Source organism: Chitinophaga sp. NPDC101104 (assembly GCF_050277495.1).
Lineage (GTDB): Bacteria > Bacteroidota > Bacteroidia > Chitinophagales > Chitinophagaceae > Chitinophaga.
Window position 1 is genome coordinate 37,646 of sequence record NZ_JBNNSF010000002.1, and the last position, 16,573, is coordinate 54,218.

General features: G+C 52.2%; 15 protein-coding genes. 6 read left to right on the top strand and 9 right to left on the bottom strand.

The features are described 5' to 3' along the window. Positions 1-159: 159 nt before the first annotated feature. The 3 genes from ACQKLP_RS18720 (at position 160) to ACQKLP_RS18730 (ending at position 3,658) form a co-directional block, all read left to right on the top strand. Positions 160-1,539, top strand: coding sequence for a dicarboxylate/amino acid:cation symporter (locus ACQKLP_RS18720; RefSeq protein WP_427324397.1), 1,380 nt, complete (start codon positions 160-162; stop codon positions 1,537-1,539). A gap of 83 nt (positions 1,540-1,622) precedes the next feature. After that, entirely contained in the window at positions 1,623-2,324 is a 702-nt protein-coding gene (locus tag ACQKLP_RS18725; protein ID WP_341841112.1) for a DedA family protein, read from the top strand. 89 nt (positions 2,325-2,413) lie between these two features. After that, positions 2,414-3,658, top strand: a complete 1,245-nt coding sequence (locus ACQKLP_RS18730) for an MFS transporter (protein WP_427324398.1) — start codon at positions 2,414-2,416, stop codon at positions 3,656-3,658. A 3-nt stretch (positions 3,659-3,661) separates the two neighbouring features. On the opposite strand, the gene ACQKLP_RS18735 is transcribed toward ACQKLP_RS18730, so the two are convergent. The 4 genes from ACQKLP_RS18735 to ACQKLP_RS18750 all read right to left on the bottom strand — a co-directional run bounded on the left by ACQKLP_RS18735 (position 3,662) and on the right by ACQKLP_RS18750 (position 6,494). Beyond that, complete coding sequence (locus tag ACQKLP_RS18735; RefSeq protein ID WP_126246806.1) at positions 3,662-4,126, bottom strand: MarR family winged helix-turn-helix transcriptional regulator; 465 nt, start codon at positions 4,124-4,126, stop codon at positions 3,662-3,664. Positions 4,127-4,201: 75 nt separating this feature from the next. After that, the gene (locus ACQKLP_RS18740; RefSeq protein ID WP_427324399.1) at positions 4,202-4,777 is read right to left on the bottom strand and encodes a YceI family protein; all 576 of its coding nucleotides are present in this window, start codon (positions 4,775-4,777) and stop codon (positions 4,202-4,204) included. 144 nt (positions 4,778-4,921) lie between these two features. Then, positions 4,922-5,860, bottom strand: coding sequence for a malate dehydrogenase (gene mdh, locus ACQKLP_RS18745; RefSeq protein ID WP_126246808.1), 939 nt, complete (start codon positions 5,858-5,860; stop codon positions 4,922-4,924). A 118-nt stretch (positions 5,861-5,978) separates the two neighbouring features. Continuing rightward, a complete protein-coding gene (locus ACQKLP_RS18750) occupies positions 5,979-6,494 on the bottom strand; it encodes a peroxiredoxin family protein (protein WP_427324400.1) in 516 nt (171 codons plus the stop codon). A gap of 165 nt (positions 6,495-6,659) precedes the next feature. On the opposite strand from ACQKLP_RS18750, the gene efp reads away from it, so the two are divergent. The 3 genes from efp to accC all read left to right on the top strand — a co-directional run bounded on the left by efp (position 6,660) and on the right by accC (position 9,197). Next, on the top strand, positions 6,660-7,226 hold the full coding sequence (gene efp / locus ACQKLP_RS18755) for an elongation factor P (RefSeq protein ID WP_126246810.1): 567 nt from the start codon (positions 6,660-6,662) through the stop codon (positions 7,224-7,226). A 66-nt stretch (positions 7,227-7,292) separates the two neighbouring features. After that, complete coding sequence (gene accB / locus ACQKLP_RS18760; protein WP_126246811.1) at positions 7,293-7,778, top strand: acetyl-CoA carboxylase biotin carboxyl carrier protein; 486 nt, start codon at positions 7,293-7,295, stop codon at positions 7,776-7,778. A gap of 81 nt (positions 7,779-7,859) precedes the next feature. Further along, a complete protein-coding gene (gene accC / locus ACQKLP_RS18765) occupies positions 7,860-9,197 on the top strand; it encodes an acetyl-CoA carboxylase biotin carboxylase subunit (protein ID WP_427324402.1) in 1,338 nt (445 codons plus the stop codon). Between the two features lie 516 nt (positions 9,198-9,713). Here the strand turns inward: accC and ACQKLP_RS18770 are convergent. The 5 genes from ACQKLP_RS18770 to ACQKLP_RS18790 all read right to left on the bottom strand — a co-directional run bounded on the left by ACQKLP_RS18770 (position 9,714) and on the right by ACQKLP_RS18790 (position 16,459). Beyond that, complete coding sequence (locus ACQKLP_RS18770; RefSeq protein ID WP_427324403.1) at positions 9,714-10,076, bottom strand: glyoxalase superfamily protein; 363 nt, start codon at positions 10,074-10,076, stop codon at positions 9,714-9,716. Positions 10,077-10,220: 144 nt separating this feature from the next. Continuing rightward, positions 10,221-10,919: a hypothetical protein gene (locus ACQKLP_RS18775; RefSeq protein ID WP_427324404.1), complete on the bottom strand. Its 699-nt coding sequence runs from the start codon at positions 10,917-10,919 to the stop codon at positions 10,221-10,223. 54 nt (positions 10,920-10,973) lie between these two features. Next, positions 10,974-12,503 (bottom strand): TlpA family protein disulfide reductase, encoded by a 1,530-nt coding sequence (locus ACQKLP_RS18780; RefSeq protein ID WP_427324405.1) that lies wholly within the window; start codon positions 12,501-12,503, stop codon positions 10,974-10,976. A 96-nt stretch (positions 12,504-12,599) separates the two neighbouring features. Then, positions 12,600-14,138 (bottom strand): TlpA family protein disulfide reductase, encoded by a 1,539-nt coding sequence (locus ACQKLP_RS18785; protein WP_427324406.1) that lies wholly within the window; start codon positions 14,136-14,138, stop codon positions 12,600-12,602. Positions 14,139-14,263: 125 nt separating this feature from the next. Beyond that, positions 14,264-16,459, bottom strand: coding sequence for a glutamine synthetase III (locus ACQKLP_RS18790; protein WP_427324407.1), 2,196 nt, complete (start codon positions 16,457-16,459; stop codon positions 14,264-14,266). Positions 16,460-16,573: the final 114 nt, after the last annotated feature.

Genomic DNA, 16,573 nt, shown 5'->3' on the forward strand with positions numbered 1-16,573 from the left:
TTAGATTTGTTTTATAGATCGCCAAATATAGTGTCTTAATGATAAATGCCATATTTTATTTTATGTACGAGCGGTAACGCCCATCTGCGGGAATTTTCGACCGAGAACCTTATTTTTGGGCAATTTTTGTCGCATCTAAACCTAAATCACCTCTATTTCATGATGAATAAACGGAAGGCAGGCATCACCGCATTTATCGTTTTAACGATCGTTGCCATCTTGCATGTCATTGATATTTACACTGCGGTATCCATTCCGCAGGATATCCTTGTGATCACCCGCTGGATCGTGGTTGCGGCATTCGTGTGGTTTGCTATCGCTAAAAAATCCCTCACCACCTGGATCCTCGTGAGCATGCTGGTGGGCGGAGAGCTGGGGCACGACTGGCCGGCCATCGCCGTGAACTTCCAGGTGCTCAGTAAAGTCTTCCTGCAACTGATCAAAACCATCATCGCCCCGCTGCTTTTCGCCACGCTGGTGGTGGGCATCGCCGGGCACTCCGATATTAAACAGGTGGGCCGTATGGGTTGGAAATCACTCGTTTATTTCGAGATCGTTACCACCATCGCCCTGTTCATCGGCCTGGCCGCCATTAACATTTCGCAGGCGGGCGTCGGCGTTCCGCAGCCTCCCGCAGGCCATGAAGTGCTGCCGGCCACCAAACCGCAGAACTGGCAGGATATCATCCTTCACATCTTCCCCGAAAACATCGCCAAATCGATCTATCATGGCGAAATCCTCCCCATCGTGGTGTTCAGCGTCATCTTCGGGATCGCGCTGCTCATGGTGAAAGACAAAATGCGCCAGCCCATGCTGGATTTCTGCGGCAGTCTTTCCGAGACCATGTTCAAATTCACGAACATCGTCATGTACTTCGCGCCGGTGGGCGTGGGTGCGGCCATCGCCTATACCGTGGGCCATGGCGGGCTCGATGTGCTGGGGAACCTCTTGAAACTGCTCCTTACCCTGTATGTGGCGCTCATTGCGTTCGTGCTGCTGGTTTTTGTACCGGTGGCGCTGATCATCGGCCTGCCCATCAAACGGTTCATCAAGGAAATTTCCGAGCCCGTTTCCATCGCCTTTGCCACCACCAGCTCGGAATCCGCCCTGCCGAAAGCCATGGAAGCCATGGAAAGGATGGGCGTTCCGCGGAAGATCATCGCGTTCGTGATGCCGACCGGTTACAGCTTCAACCTCGACGGTTCCACCCTGTACCTGGCCCTGGCGTCGGTGTTCGTGGCCCAGGCGGCCGGCACCCCGCTGACCTGGCCCCAGCAGATCCTCATGGTGTTTACGCTCATGCTCACGAGCAAGGGCGTAGCCGGCGTTCCCCGCGCCACCCTGGTGATCATCCTCGGCACCGTGGCCTCGTTCCACCTGCCCACCTGGCCGGTTTTCCTCATTTTGGGGATCGACGAGCTGATGGACATGGCCCGTACCTCGGTAAACGTGATCGGCAACTGTTTGGCCACCGCCGTGATCGGAAAGTGGGAAGGAGAGGTCGATTTCAAGGAACTTCCGCCTGAAACCAAAGCCTAAGGCCTATTTCAGGAAATATTAACTTCCTCTTGACATATAAAAGATTATTTTTAGCCGCTTAACTATAGTTTTTAAACATTAGCATGGACCAGATCATAGATTTTTTCAAGCACATTCTTAACCCTGAGTGGATTATTGCAAACGGAGGATATTACCTGATTCTCGCGATCATTTTCGCGGAAACGGGCTTGTTTATTGGATTTTTCCTCCCGGGGGATTCCCTGCTTTTTGTTGCCGGTATTTATGCCGAGCTGTTGGCCGAAAGCTTTTTCAATATGCCGCTCCTGGTGATGATGACCCTCATCGCGATCATGGGCGTGCTCGGAAATATCGTGGGGTATTGGTTCGGCCGCAAAACCGGGCCCATCCTGTTCAAAAGGAAAGATACCTTCCTGTTCAAGAAAAAACACCTCTGGCAGGCGAAGGAAGTATATGACAAATATGGTGGCGGGGCTATTTTCGTGGCCCGTTTCCTGCCCATCGTCCGTACGTTCGCCCCGATCATCGCAGGGATCGTAGGGATGGAAAGGAAAAAATTCATGTTCTGGAACATCATCGGCTCGTTTACCTGGGTATTTTCGCTCATGCTGGCCGGCCACTTCCTGGATAAGGCTTTCCCGACCCTGAAAGACCACCTGGAATGGATCATCGTCATCATCGTGGTGATCACGACGCTGCCGGTGGCGATCAAGCTGATTTTCGGCAAATCGGGCATCCACGCCAATTTCGATGAAGAAGGCCATCCGATCGAAACGCCGGAAAAGCGGGAAGAAATAAAATCATAATAAATTTTGATATTTAGAGAGACGCAATAAATTTGCGTCTCTTTCTTTTTTACAGAAAGTCCACGTATCAACCGAAAATCTTGTCCTTTATGAATTCCGCCAGCAAACCCGTCAAATTATTGAACGCCGCCGTGATCGTGGCTTCCCTGGGTTACTTCGTCGATATTTACGATCTGCTGCTTTTTGGCATCATCCGTATCAAAAGTCTAACATCGCTGGGCGTTTCGGCCGACAAAATCGATTCCGTGGGCATGTGGCTGATCAATATCCAGATGATCGGGATGCTGATCGGCGGTATTATCTGGGGCGTGCTGGGGGATAAGCGCGGCCGGCTTTCCGTGCTGTTCGGATCGATCCTGCTTTATTCCGTGGCGAATGTCGCCAACGGGATGATAGGGGGAGAAAATGCCATTTTCTGGTATATGGTTTGGCGGTTTATAGCGGGGCTTGGGCTGGCGGGCGAGCTGGGCGCGGGGATCACGCTCGTGTCGGAAGTGCTGCCGAAGGAAAAGCGGGGCATCGGCACGATGATCGTGGCGAGTGTGGGCATTTCCGGGGCCGTGGCGGCCTATTTCGTGTCGGAATATTTCGGCGATAACTGGCGGATCTGCTATTACATCGGCGGTGGCCTGGGCCTGGCGCTCCTCATTCTGCGCATCAGCGTGGTAGAGTCCGGGATGTTCAACAATATCAAGCAAAGCAGCGTCAGCCGCGGCAATTATTTCAAGTTCTTCACCAATAAGGAGCGGTTCTTCCGTTACCTGAAATGTATCATGATCGGGCTGCCGACCTGGTACGTGGTGGGCATTCTCATGACGTTTTCCAACGCGTTTGCGGAGAAAATGGGCGTGCAGGGCCCCATCAACCCCGGGAAGGCCATTATGATCTGTTACGCCGCGCTGACGTTCGGCGATCTGGCCAGCGGGTACCTCAGTCAAATCATGCGCAGCCGGAAAAAGGTGCTGTATATTTTTTATACCCTCGTATTGATCAGCGTGGTGCTGTATTTCAACCTGTACGGCGCCAGCGTGCAACTGTTCTACACGGTTTGCGGCGTCATGGGCTTCAGCGTGGGCTTCTGGGCGATTTTCGTAACGGTGGCGGCCGAGCAGTTCGGTACCAACCTTCGCGCCACGGCGGCCACTACGGTGCCCAATTACGCGCGGGGCATGCTGCCGGTGATCTCGCTGGTGTTCGGCGGCTTGCAGACGGCAGGGCTCAGTTACCTCCAAAGCGGCCTGGCCACGGGTGTGATCTGCATTGTGCTGGCGTTCGGGTTCGCGTATTCCATGGAGGAAACGTTCGGTAAAGACCTGGATTACGTGGAGGAGTAAAGGCTATTCGTAGGCGCCAAGAAGCTTGTCGAGCAGTTTGTTGAGTTGTGCTACTTCCTTGTCTGTCAACGTGGTTTTAAGGGTTTCTTCCAATACGAAAATTTTCTCGTCGATTTCTTTCAATAGTTGCAGGCCTTTCTGGGTGATTTTCACATCTACGGCGCGGCGGTCTGCCTCGCAGCTTTTTCTTTCCACGAGGTCGGCTTTGCGGAGCCGTTCCACGAGGCGGGAAACGTCGCTCATTTTATCGAGCATTCTTTCTTTGAGCGTGTTGATGCTGGCGGATTTGGGGTGTTGACCGCGGAGGATGCGCAGGATGTTGAACTGCTGCATGGTGATGTCGTACTCCTTGAAAAAGTTCTGGTGTTTGGAGATGATCCAGTTGCCTACGAAGATGAGGCTGACCAGACCTTTATGGTGTTCACTGGTGAAATTCCTGATAGAGATCAATTTTTCGATATTGGACATATGCGGCAATAATATCTTGCAAATTAACGGATTGGCGGCAAACAGGGATTTCCTCGACCCTGTGGCGGCCCTTTATTATTTTACGAACTCGAGCTTGAGTATGATGCTGACCATTTTATCGACGACCATGCCCCCTGCCTCGGTCAGTTTGTCCCACTGTAAATTATAATCGAACCGGTTGATATACGTTGTGGCTTTGAAAGTGGCCCTTTGCCGGTTGCCTTCGGTGGTGGTGCCGCCATAGGCAACGTTGAATTTGACGCGGCGGGTGACGTCGCGGATGGTGAGGTCTCCTTCCAGCTGGTATCTGCCTTCGGTGATGCGGCGGAAGGCGGTGCTGCGGAAAGACAGTTTGGGGAATTGTTCCGCATGGAGGAAATCGCTCGATTTGAGATGGTTGTCGCGCTTATCGTCTCCCGTTGTGATGCTGAAAGCGTCTACATCGAATTTGATGGAGGCGTCGGTGAAGTCGGGTTTTGCGGCGGAGATTTCGCCGTCGAATTCCCGGAAGCGGCCTTCCACTTTGGAGATCATGAGATGGGTGACGGAAAAGGACACAGACGATCTTTCGCGGTCCGCTTTCCAGACCGGGCTTTGTGCAATCGAGGCCAACGAAGAGCATAACAGTATGGCAAACAGGAGCCTGCTCATGATATGGTTTTGGGGGCCGGTGATGATTTTAGTTGATATAGCCCGGGCCAAAGGTACGATAATCAATGATATGAACGGGCGGGGCTGTATGGAAAAAGGAAAGCACCTGGTAACAGGTGCTTTCCGGAAGATATTGGGCCTTGGTTAGGCGGGAGTTTTCATGTTGTCGAGCACGTCCATCACTTCTTTCACGTGTTTGGCGGAAGTGTTGAGGAGTTCTTTTTCGCCCTCGTTCAGGTCCAGTTCGATGATTTTCTCGATACCTTTCTTGCCGAGTACCACGGGTACGCCGAGGTAGATGTCTTTCAGGCCGTATTCGCCGGTGAGCCATGCGCAAACGGGGAAGATGCGTTTTTCATCTTTGAGGATGGCTTCAACCATTTGAGCTGCAGCCGCGCCGGGAGCGTACCAGGCGGAGGTGCCGAGCAGGTTCACGATTTCGCCGCCGCCCACTTTGGTGCGTTGGATGATCGCTTCCAGTTTATCGTTGGCGATCAGTTCAGTTACGGGGATGCCGGCAACGGTGGTGTAGCGGGGGAGGGGCACCATAGTGTCTCCATGGCCGCCCATGAGGATGGCCTGGATGTCTTTCGGGGAGCAGCCGAGCTCGTCTGCCAGGAAAGCGCGGTAGCGGGCGGTATCGAGGATACCTGCCATGCCGAACACTTTGGAGCTGTCTTTCTTCGCGGTGAGGAACGCGCAGTACGTCATTACGTCCAGCGGGTTGGAAACCACTACGATGATGGCGTCGGGAGAATGTTTGGCGATATTCTCGGTAACAGATTTAACGATATTGGCGTTGGTGGAAATCAGGTCGTCGCGGCTCATGCCCGGTTTGCGCGGGAGGCCGGAAGTGATCACTACCACGTCGCTGTTGGCGGTTTTAGCATAGTCGTTGGTAACGCCGGTCACTTTGGTGCTGTAGTAATCGATCGGCGCTTGCTGCCAGGTGTCGAGTGCCTTGCCTTCTGCGGTTCCTTCCTTGATGTCCAGCAAAACTACTTCCTGCAGGAAATCTCTGTGGGCCAGCACGTTAGCGCATGTTGCGCCCACATTTCCAGCTCCTACAACAGTTACTTTCATCGTATCTGAATATTTTAAAAAGGTGAAGAATTAATTGGGTAACAAAAATAGGATATCGGAACCGTAATTTCGGAGGAAACTGCTAAAATTTCCCCTTTCGGCGGCCCTTCCGGAAAATTTACAAATGCTTTAACACGGTGTCCAGTTTAACCGTACCTTCGTAATCCGCTTCCAGCTGGCCTTTCCTGTTGTAGAGGTAAATACCGGGAAAGTTGTGCAGGTCATAGTAATATACGATCTGCCGGGTAGGCTCGGCCGCCATGATGATATTGGGGTAATTCCCGATCTTGTATTGGTCGTACCAGGCCTTCATCCTTTCGAGTTTGAAAGGTGTTACCATGAGGATGTTCGATTTTTTGAATTTGTCGATGTTCTTTAGAATGTCTTCCGTCATATGCGCACAATGGTCGCATTCCACGCTGAAGAGGAAAACCATGGTCGGCCTCCCTTTGGGGATGTCGTTCTTGGTGAAAACCTGGCCGGTATAGGCCGTCAGCTGGAAAGGCGCGATGAAATTGTACTGTTTGAAAGGGGGGAGCGGGGTGCCCGGTTGTTTTTCATGAGCATGATTATGCCCGGATTGGGCCTTCAGCAGGGTCGGGAGGCATAAAAGCACGAATAACCATGTACGCATCTTTATATTTGTTTTATTGTTAAAGTAATCATCCGCACAAGCGGTTCGCCGTCAAATCTATACCGCTTTTGTGGGAAATCCGGCAAGAATTGTTTGTTCATATTCTAAAATTTTTACTTTTGCAATCCTTAATGTAAATTTTTAACTTTAAATCTTTGACCTTTTATGGCTACCACCGCAGATATCAGAACAGGATTAATCATTAAGCTGGATAACAGCTTATATTCTGTTGTAGAGTTTGGTCAGAATAAAACCGCCCGTGCAGCCGCCAAGGTATGGGCCAAATTGAAGGGGGTTGACAATAGCCGTTCTATCGAGCACACCTGGAACTCCGGCGATACCATCTATCCGGTACGTGTGGAGAAAAAAGCATACCAGTTTCTGTACCAGGATGAAAGCGGGTACAATTTCATGGATAAAGAAACTTTTGAGCAGATCGTAGTGAATGAGCAGATGATCGACGCGCCCCAGTTCCTTAAAGACGGAGACGAGGTGGCGATCGCCATTAACACGGAGACCGAACTGCCCATGGCCGTGGAACTGCCCGACAAGATCGTCCTGAAAGTGACCTATTCCGAGCCCGGCATGAAGGGCGATACCGCTACCCGCACCCTGAAGCCTGCTACCGTTGAAGGCGGCGCTACCATCATGGTGCCCCTGTTCGTGAACGAAGGCGAGCTGATCCGCATTAACACCAAAACCGGTGAATACATCGAGCGCGTAAAAGAATAGCCATATACCATCTCATATTCATCATTTTCGCGAACAGCAAAATTACTAAAACCAAAAACTGTCTACATGGACTTTAAACAGATTCAGGAGCTGATTAAAATGATCAACAAATCAAATATCAGCGAACTGAGCATTGAGCAGGACCAGTTTAAGATTACGATAAAGCAGAAAGAGCAAGAAGTACAGCAGATCGTTACCGTACCGGCCGTAACGGCGGTCCAACCGGTAGTAGCGGCTCCCCAGCCCGTAGCTGCCGCCGCTGCGCCCGCTGCCGCCGCACCTGCCGCCCCCGCAGCAGCTCCCGCCGCCAGCAACCTCATCACCATCAAATCTCCCATGATCGGTACTTTCTACCGCAGCGCAGGACCGGGCAAACCGTCTTTCGTGAACGTCGGCGACGAAGTGGCACCCGGCAAGGTAGTTTGCATCATCGAAGCCATGAAACTGTTCAATGAAATCGAAAGCGAAGTGAGCGGCAAGATCGTGAAAGTACTGGTGGAGGATGCTTCCCCGGTTGAGTACGACCAGCCGCTGTTCCTTGTAGAACCGTAAATCATTCCATAACGGTTGAAGGTTGTAAGTTTGCTTGCAACCTTTTCCTTTTGCCGTTTTTTATAACACTATTTGCGTAACATGTTCAAAAAGATATTGATCGCCAACCGTGGCGAGATTGCCCTGCGCATCATCCGTACCTGTAAGGAAATGGGGATCAGGACAGTGGCAGTTTATTCAACGGCGGATAAAGACAGCCTTCATGTCCGTTTCGCCGACGAAGCCGTGTGTATCGGAAAGCCGCAAAGCAGCGATTCTTACCTGAATATCCCTCACCTGATGGCTGCTGCCGAGATCACCAACGCAGACGCCATCCATCCCGGTTACGGATTCCTCGCCGAAAACGCCCGCTTTGCAGAGATCTGCGGTGAGCACGGCATCAAGTTCATCGGGCCCACTCCGGAAATGATCCGCAGAATGGGCGACAAAATGACGGCCAAGGAAACCATGATCGCCGCCGGCGTTCCGGTAATCCCCGGTTCGGAAGGCCTCCTCGAAAGCGTGGAAGAAGCCCAGAAACTGGCGAAGGAAATGGGCCTCCCCGTCATCCTCAAAGCCACCGCAGGCGGTGGTGGTAAAGGTATGCGCGTGGTTTGGGACGAAAGTGAGCTCGCCAATGCCTACGAAATGGCCAAAAACGAAGCCCGCGCCGCCTTCAGTAACGATGGCATCTACATGGAGAAATTCGTGGAAGAGCCCCGTCACATCGAAATCCAGGTTGCCGGCGACCAATACGGCAAAGTATGCCACCTCTCCGAGCGCGACTGCTCCATCCAGCGCCGTCACCAGAAACTGGTAGAAGAGTCTCCCTCTCCATTCATGACGCCCGAGCTTCGTGAGAAAATGGGTGAAGCCGCCATCAAAGCCGCTTCCGCCATCAATTACGAAAGCGTAGGCACCATCGAGTTCCTGGTAGACAAGCACCGTAATTTCTATTTCATGGAAATGAACACCCGTATCCAGGTGGAGCACGGCGTAACCGAAGAAGTGATCAATTTCGACCTCATCAAGGAACAGATCAAGATCGCTGCCGGTATCCCCATTTCCGGGAAAAACTACACGCCGCAGATGCACGCCATAGAGTGCCGCATCAACGCGGAAGATCCGCATAACGATTTCCGTCCTTCGCCGGGCAAAATCACCGTCCTCCACACCCCCGGAGGCCACGGCGTACGCGTGGATTCTCACATCTACGCCGGTTATGTGATCCCTCCGTACTACGATTCCATGGTAGCGAAGGTGATCGCCGTTGCGCAAACCCGCGAAGAAGCCATCAACACCATGGAGCGCGCCCTGTCCGAATTCGTGATCGAAGGTGTGAAAACCACCATCCCCTTCCATCAGCAACTCATGCAGGACGAGAACTTCCGTAAAGGCAACTTTACCACCAAGTTCACCGAAACCTTCAAACTGCAATAGTTTTACTTGTAAATATTGCCCAGGGCCGCTCTTCCGGAGCGGCCCTGCTTTTTTAACATCCCTTGCCCCGCCTGTGTTTCCCATTTGCATGATCGTCGTTGCCTGGCTTTGGGCCGTTTTACCTGCGGGAGCCGTTTCCTTTCTGCAGGCCCCGGCAATAAAAAAGCGGACCGCAAAAGCAGTCCGCCAGCATTATTTGTAATGACAGTTTGATTAACACGCAACACTATCGTTGCCGGTGAAATTGCTTGGGCCCGCCAGGGAACTGGCGGCCGCCATAATTCGTTCGATCGGTAATGGAACGAATTTACTCCGCCAGGCAACGCAGTTTTCCGAAATGGGATGAACCACCGGGAATCCGTTACGAATCAATCACCTGTTATGGCCTGGCTAATTGAAAGCGCTTGCCTGGATCAAAACAAGGCTTCGGTCGCTTTCACGGATTCGTCCGTTCGTAGGATCGCAAATTCAGGCCTTAAAAGTTCGTTACCTGGAAAGTTGATGGCGTTGCCCAGTTCACCGGAACCGCTCTACATACACGAGCCGGTTGCCGAAAGGGTCGTGCAGGGTTACTTCCCAGGCGCCGTAGAACGCCTCTTCCAGCCCGGGACGGTTGTATTTATACCGCTTCTCCGTCAGTTCGGCATGCAGTTCCCGCACGCCCTGCGTTTCGATGAACACCTTTGCGCCGGGACACGCATCGCCATGATGTTCCGAAAGATGCAGGGTTACATCGCCCCGCGTAACCTGCATATAGACAGGCGCATCCGCTTCGAAGCGGTGTTCCCAGTCTACCGTAAACCCCAGCCAGTCGATATAAAACTCCCGCATTTTGGCGAGGTCGAAGATGCGAAGAACGGGTATTACTTTCGTTTGCATGCCGGAAAGTTTGATGCCCGGCAAAAGTAAGCCTATAAAACAACAAGGCCATCCTTTCGGACGGCCTGTCGCATTAAACCTTAAAACGTTCTTAGACGAATTGATTGACACAAAAGTTGCTGTCCTGAACCGTGGACAGGCAGTTTATAATTTTTCGGCTGCGGGAGTGGCTGCTTTCCTTTTCATCATGCCTTCCTTGCGCATACCGGATTTGTGTTGCATTCTTTCTTGCTCACGCCATGCTTTGTATTGGGTGAATTTTTCGTCGCCGAGGGCGAGTTTCACTTTTTCGAGGCGTTCGTTGTGGAAGGATTTGATCTTGTCCCGGCGCTCGGTTTTGCCGGCATCTTTAAGGGCCATGGCTTTTTCCATGTATTCCTTATTGATCGCTTTCAGATCGGCGCCTTGTTTTTCGCTGAGACCCAGGGCTGTTACGGCTTCCTGGCTGCGATCGTGATGGCGGCGGGCCATTTTACCGTCTTTGCCTTCCTGGCCGGACCTCCCGTCCCTTCCGAATTTGCCATGATGGCGGCCTTTACGGTCGGCAAGGAGTTTTTGGTTATTCTCCCATTTGGCGAACTGGTCTTTGTCAAGTACGGTTTTGATCTGGTCCTGGCGGGTAGTGCGCAGGGCGTCGAACTGTGATTTACGGTCTTCCTTGCTGAGGGATTGATTGTTTCGCAGATCCCTCAACCCGTCCATATACGATTTGTTGATATCACGGATTTTTGTGGTCTGCTGTTCGGTAAGGTTCAGGTCTGCCTTGGCAGCAGGCTTCTCCTGGGCATTGGCCAGGGAAACGCTTCCGGTCAGTAGCACCATCCATACAATTTGTTTCATCATGGCGATTAATTTCTTACATAGACCGTTGTAAGGGACCCAGGTTTAACCGCGCGCTCATAAAAGTTTGTTAATGGCTGCGTGGAGGTCTTCCGTATGGCGGGGCCAGGGTGCGCGGCCGGTCACCAGTTTGCCCTCCCGGTCGATGAGCAGAAAACTGGGGAAAGACCGTAACTGGTATCCTTTCTCGAACATCGCCTGCATGGTTTCCGGCATCCGGTAATGCACCACGTTGGCGCCTGTGATCCCATGCACTTTGATGGCATTCTTCCAGGCCGTTTCGGGCGTATGGTTGGCGAGGTAGATGAATACGACGTCCTTATCGGCATACTGCTTTTTTATGGCGGGCATATACTGGAACATTTCGACGCATGGGCCGCACCAGGTGCCCCATACATCGAGATAGATCACTTTGCCGCGATAGGGCGAAGTGATGTGCTGGAAAATCTCTTCGGCCGATTTGAGATGGGGGAATTCAGTGATAAGCCGGGTGCCGGCAAGCAGCTTATCATTGACCTGGATAGCCTTCTGCGCTTCGTTCCGATCCATGACATTCTGAAAAAGGAACGTATCTTTTACCTGCGATCGCAGTTTTGAAAGTGCGGTTTCGTCCAGCGTTTTTCCTGCCTTGAAAGCTTGCGAGGCGAGCCATGTGGCGGTTAAATCGTATTCGATGGGATGGCGGACCCACACGCGGTACGCGGAATCGGGGTCCAGTTTCAGCTTCCTGGCGTGCGATTGGCTGTGGCCGCGGATATCGCGCAGCACAACGATGTAGTTGCGGGTCAGGTAAGGGGCTCCGTAGCGAAGCGAGGCGATCGTGTCGGCGGTCGTGAAATATTCGGGAAAGATCGCCTGTTTGTCTGTCCGTGCGTTCAAATAATAACTTTGCGTAAGCGCACACCCGGCATCATACCGGATGTTCGCTTCAATATATTGCCGGGTGCGGGTTCCCAGCTTGCGGGACTTTGCGTAACTGCTGAAATCATTCATATTTCGCCGGAAAATCCCGGCAATGGTATCCAGGTAAGCTTGTGTGGAAGGGAATTGCGGCTCCCAGGTTTCATCCTGATAGTCGGGCAATGCAAGCCTGGCCTGGTGCCTGTGCCAGTCGCGGATCTCGTTGTGCATTTTCGCGTGTGTGCCATTGTATTGCGCGCCGGGCCATTTTCCGAGCCAGGCCACAATTTTCCGGTTAGCGCCGCCGATGCTGTCGGGCACCTGGTAGTTATTCATATCGGCCTGGAGGTACATCGTTTCGCCCGGAATGCCAAGATTGACTTCATACAACCGGTCATAATCGATATACAACTGCGACTCCACCGGCAAAGGGAACCGGATACGGAATTTGCCTGCCTCGTCGATAGGGGCGGAAAAGGTGACCTCCCGGGCGGTGACCCAGTCCCGGTAAGAAACTTTGAAATACGCCCCCGGCGAAAACCGGAAGTTTTTATATGTGCCGATGATGGTGACGGAGTCGTCCCGGAACCGTAAAGGCCCGAAAGCCGCGGTGTCCGTTCCGGCAGGCTGCGCATCACCCTGAAACCCGCATCCCATCAGCCAAATCGTAAAAAGGATTTTATTCATACAGGTGGAATTTTATCCAATTTACATCTTTCTACGAAACTTTCGTAGATTATTACGAAATTTTCGTAGATTTGTTTTCCGGAGGAATATACAGCCTTATAAAAGCTTATCGATGGCTTCGTACAGTGCATCCGGGGCCCAGGGCCAGGGCGCCTGTTTGGTGACCAGCTTACCTTCTTTATCGATGAGCAGGTAGCTGGGGTAGCCGCCTGTAAGATATTGTCTTTCAAATACCTGTTGCATCATTGCCGGCATACGGTAATGGACAACGTTCGGGCCGGTGATCCGGAGTTGTTTGATGGTGTTTTTCCAGGCGGCTTCGGGCGAGTTTTGGGCCAGGTACAGGAAAACCACATCCTTTCCTGCATATTGTTTTTTGATAGCGGGCATATATTCCATCATCTTACGGCAGGGCGGGCACCAGGTACCCCAGATATCCAGATAGATCACTTTCCCTTTGAACGGGGCAACGATGTGCGCAAAGATCTCATCCGCCGACTTCATAACGGGAAACTCCGTGATGAAGTGTGTTTCAGCCAATATCGCATCATCTGCATCAAGCGCTTTGAGAGAGTCGTTTTGCCGGTAGAGCCGGTTCAACAGGAAGGTATCGGTTACTTTCCTGCGCACTTCCTTCAGCATGGAATCGCTGTAAACGAAGCCCTGGCTGTACTTTTCAGAGGTTTTCCAGGTATCGGTCAGGATTTTTTCTATGGGGTGGCGGTAGCGTTGTTCATAAATAGAATCTGCGTTGAGCCGGAGCGCCAAGGCTTTCATTTCGCTGTGGTCGCGGATATTGTCGATCACGACCAGGTACTCGTCAGACAGGTAGCCCGTTCCGAAACGCTGGCTGGCGATGGTATCCACGGTTTGGAAGAAAATATCGTCGCCTGCATATTTATCCTTGCCGGGCATAACAAAATATTGCTGGGTAAGCCGCGAACCAATATCGTACCGTATGCGGGCTTCGATGAACTGGCGGCTGCGCGCCTCCAGCCGGTGCTTTTTATTATAGTCTTCGAAATACCGCATTTTAATACGGAACAGACTGGCCATCGTATCCGAATATTGCTGCATGGTTTTAAACTGTCTGCCCCAGTCGAAATCCGCGTATCTGGGCAGTTTCAGCGATTGGGATACTTCCATGTACCGGTGGATTTCATTATGCAGCCGCGCATTTTTTCCTGCATATCGGACCGCCTGCCTTTCGGCATGCGCCACAATGCCCGCGGAATCCTGCGGCACTTGTTCCACTATCGCGTTGGCATCGGCGTGCAGGTAAATCGTTTCGCCGGGCACAGCCACGTTTCCGAAATAGGCATTTCCCCATTTCATGATAATGGAGCTCTCCGCCGGCAAGGGAAACTTCATCCTGAATTTCCCGGAAGCGTCGACAGCAGCGGCGTAATTGACCTGCTCCCGGGTAACCCAATTCGTGAAAATAACCATAAAGGGAGGGCTGGAAACGGAGTTCTTAAATTCACCGATGATGGTGACGGAATCTTCACGGAAACGGAGCGGCCCGAAGGGCGGCGGTTCTTTGCGGGATTGGATGTTTATCGATTTGTCTGACTGCTGGGAGAAGAGGGGCAACGGGAGGCAAAGGAACAGCGGGAGTTTCAGGGTTCTTATCATACGGGCTTGGGAATTTATCCCAATATAAAAAAAATCGTACGGATCGTTCACAGGGCGTCCCCTGAAAAAGATAAACCCCCGGTGAATACCGGGGGCCATCATACACCAAAACAATCTTACGGTTTTTATCGCAAGAAAAGCAGCTCTCTGTATTTGGGAAGACCCCAAATTTTGTCATCCACCAGGAACTCCAGTTTGTCGGAGTGGTAACGGATGGTGTCGAAGAACGGTTGCTTGATCTTTTCGCAGTAGTCGATGGCTTTCTGACGGCTGTCTTCGAGCTTGTTGGCTACTTTGCGGGCTTCGATCATTGCCTGCACGTTTTCGCTGATGACATTGATGTGTTCAGATATCTTGGTTGCGATCTGGCGTTGCGCTTTGGAAGCGTCGTCGCCGAAACCGGCATCTTTCAGTCCTTTGATGTTGGTGAGCAGTTCATTCTGGTACTTCACAGCTGCGGGCAGGATGTGGTTGGTAGCCAGGTCGCCGATCACGCGGGCTTCGATCTGAACTTTCTTCACGTAGTCTTCCAGGAGGATTTCGTGACGTGCGTGGAGTTCTTTCTCGTTGTAAACGCCCATTTCGGTGAACAGTTTGGTAGATTTCGGCGTAACGAAAGCGTCGAGGGCTTTCGGGGTGGTTTTCACGTTGGGAAGGCCACGTTTTTCCGCTTCTTTCGCCCATTCTTCGCTGTAACCGTCGCCTTCGAAGAGGATCTTCTCGGATTCAACGATGTATTTGCGGAGGGTCTGCATGATAGCGATTTCTTTCTTCTCGCCTTTTTCGATGAGGCCGTCTACTTCTTTCTTGAACTCAACGAGGGTTTTAGCCATGATGGTGTTCAGAACGGTCATAGCGGAGGCGCAGTTGGCGGAAGAACCTACGGCGCGGAACTCGAATTTGTTACCGGTGAACGCGAACGGAGAGGTACGGTTACGGTCGGTGTTGTCGAGCATCAGTTCGGGGATGTGACGGTGGAGGTCCAGTTTCAGGATCGCTTCGTCTTGTTCGTCGAACTTATTGTTTACGCGGGATTTAACTTCCTGCAGAACTTCGTAGAGGTATTTGCCGGTGAATACGGAGATGATGGCCGGGGGAGCTTCGTTGGCGCCGAGACGGAAGTCGTTGCTCGGAGTAGCGATGGAAGCGCGCAGCAGGTCAGCGTAGTCATGTACCGCCTTGATGGTGTTCACGAAGAAGGTGAGGAACATCAGGTTGGTTTTCGGCGTTTTGCCGGGGGCGAGCAGGTTCACGCCGGTGTCGGTAGCGAGCGACCAGTTGTTGTGCTTGCCGGAACCGTTGATGCCAGCGAAAGGTTTCTCGTGGAGGAGCACTTTCAGTTTATGGCGTTTGGCCACTTTGCTCATCACGTCCATCAGCAGGGAGTTGTGGTCCACCGCGATGTTCACTTCTTCGAAGATGGGAGCGCACTCGAACTGAGCGGGAGCCACTTCGTTGTGACGGGTGCGCAGGGGGATGCCCAGCTTGTATGATTCTTCTTCGAAATCGCGCATGTAAGCGTATACACGCTCGGGGATGGCGCCGAAGTAGTGGTCTTCCAGCTGCTGGCCTTTAGCGGGCGCGTGGCCTACTACGGTGCGGCCGGTGAGCAGCAGGTCGGGACGGGCGTTGGCCAGACCTTCGTCGATCATGAAATATTCCTGTTCCCAGCCGAGGGTGGCGGTAACTTTGGTAACGTTTTTATCGAAGTAGTTGCATACGTCCACCGCAGCTTTGTCCAGGCCGGAGAGCGCTTTCAGGAGGGGCGCTTTGTAGTCCAGGGATTCGCCGGTGTAGGCTACGAAGATGGTGGGGATGCAGAGGGTCTTGCCGGTGCCTTGCTCGATGATGAAGGCGGGTGAAGAGGGGTCCCATGCGGTGTAGCCACGTGCTTCGAAAGTAGCGCGGATGCCGCCGTTGGGGAAGCTGGAAGCGTCGGGCTCCTGTTGAACGAGGGCGTCTCCGTCGAAAGTTTCGATGGAAGAACCGTCGCCTTTAATAGTAAAGAAGGAGTCGTGTTTTTCGGCGGTAGTACCGGTCAGCGGCTGGAACCAGTGCGTATAGTGGGTTACGCCTTTCTTCATAGCCCAGGATTTCAGGCCGGAAGCGATCTGTTCTGCCATTTTGCGTTCGATCTTATTTCCGCCCTTGATGGAATTCATCAGGCTTTTATAAGCCTCGTCGCTGAGGTGTTCGCGCATGGCTTTGCCTGTGAACACGTTGCTGCCGAATACGTCGGTAATTTTGCCATTCAGCTCAGGCTTTACTTTGAAGTCAACGCCGGTCAGATTTTCCAGCGCTTGAAAGCGTAACGATTGCATGATGTGAAAAATTTTATACAAAAAAACGCCAGTTTGGTTTAAAATGCAAGCAAATCGGCAGAATGTTACCAAAAAATTGCATTTCGCCGGAAAAAACAGGTGTTTTTTAAAATT